The sequence below is a fragment of the Planctomycetota bacterium genome, from assembly GCA_016872555.1.
Classification (GTDB): Bacteria; Planctomycetota; Planctomycetia; order Pirellulales; family UBA1268; genus F1-20-MAGs016.
Genome location: VGZO01000150.1, coordinates 1 through 1333, shown reverse-complemented (window position 1 = coordinate 1333; position 1333 = coordinate 1). Strand labels below are relative to the sequence as shown.

The following is a 1333-nucleotide window of genomic DNA, read 5'->3' as shown; positions in this document are numbered from 1 at the left end:
AGCATTGTCCGTCCGCTGAGACCGGAACCCAAAGAGCCGGATGTGTGACCCACAAGTCCGGTTCTGAGAGAGGCCCGGGGGCGAAAGCCCCCGGGCCTACTCGACCTCGACGCGGCCAGGCTCCGGGCCTGGGTCACCGAGCCGGCGATCGACCAGCGCCGGCGGGGCTTTTATGGATGGGCCCTGGGCATCGTGGCCCGACGGGCCGCGGAGTCGGGCGACGACGCCGAAGCGGCGGCCTGCCTCGCGGCGCTCGAGCGGGCGCTCACGGCCGAGGGCACTGACCTCCGGGCCGGTTACGACGGCCTGCTCGGGGGGCTGCTCGTGGCCCGCGGCGAAGCCACCCTCGACTGGCTCCGCGAGCGGGAGCTGCTCGGGGCCGAGACCCGGGCCGGCGACGCCCGCCACACGCTCGCTGCCTTGCGGTTTGCCTCGGAGTATCTGGCCGACGACATTCCCCGAGACAAGATCGCGGCCGCCGCCGCGGGGCTGCTCGCCAACCCCGCGGTCGCCGCCGACACCGCCGTGGATCTCGCCCGCTGGCGGCACTGGGAGAGCGTCGCCGAGGTGGCGGCCCTCTGGGATCGCCTGGGCCGCGACGACCCGCTCGTGCGGCGGGCGGTGGCGGGGTATCTCACGGCCTGCCCGCTGGCGTCGGCCAACCAACACGCCGCCGCGATCGCCGCCGCCGACCCCGACCGGTGGGCGGCGGCCGTCGCGGCCACCGGCCTGCCGCCCCGGGCCGCCGACTGAGCGGATTCAGCCCACGGAGCCGCCGGGCTCCGCTCTGCGGAATCCGCCCGCCACGGGTGAGAGGCCGGGGGTTCTGAGCCGTGGCCCCGGTGCTCGGCGCACGCCGGCGGCACGGGCCCGACCGGCCGCCGCCTCGGCATGCCCCCGATTCGGTTGCTCGGGCCGCCCCATTGGGGGTGTATTCAGAGCCTTGCGACTGGCTGGTGGCGAACCGCTCCGTCCCGCGGATAGTGTACGGCCGTTGACTCCCGCCGTCCACCTGCCGGTCCGCCCATGGTCGCCGCGGTCACAGGGTTTCCCGGGCGAAGCCGACGCCGCCCACACGGAGGCCCCGCGGCGTCCCGCCGTTACGAGCGGCGCCGGCCCGAGAAGACGCCGCTCCACAAAATCATCTCCGAGAACCTCGAGAGCTGGCTCGAGTGGCGGGAAGCTGCCGAGCGGCCCGTGCCGGTCTACGTCGAGGAGGAGTTCCGCGGCTATCTCGAGTGCGGGCTGCTCTGCTTCGGCTTCGCCCGCGCGCTGTGCACCGGCTGCGGCCAGGGATTCGTCGTGGCCTTCTCCTGCAAGGGCCGCGGCGTGT

2 protein-coding genes are annotated in these 1333 nt (G+C 74.6%); one reads left to right on the top strand and one right to left on the bottom strand.

What is annotated here, in order from left to right:
• Positions 1–192 precede the first annotated feature (192 nt).
• Positions 193–753, top strand: coding sequence for a hypothetical protein (locus FJ309_17630; GenBank protein MBM3956395.1), 561 nt, complete (start codon positions 193–195; stop codon positions 751–753).
• Between the two features lie 388 nt (positions 754–1141).
• Here FJ309_17630 and FJ309_17625 read toward each other — a convergent pair.
• A partial coding sequence (locus tag FJ309_17625; protein ID MBM3956394.1) for a hypothetical protein occupies positions 1142–1333 on the bottom strand: 192 nt, incomplete at its 5' end.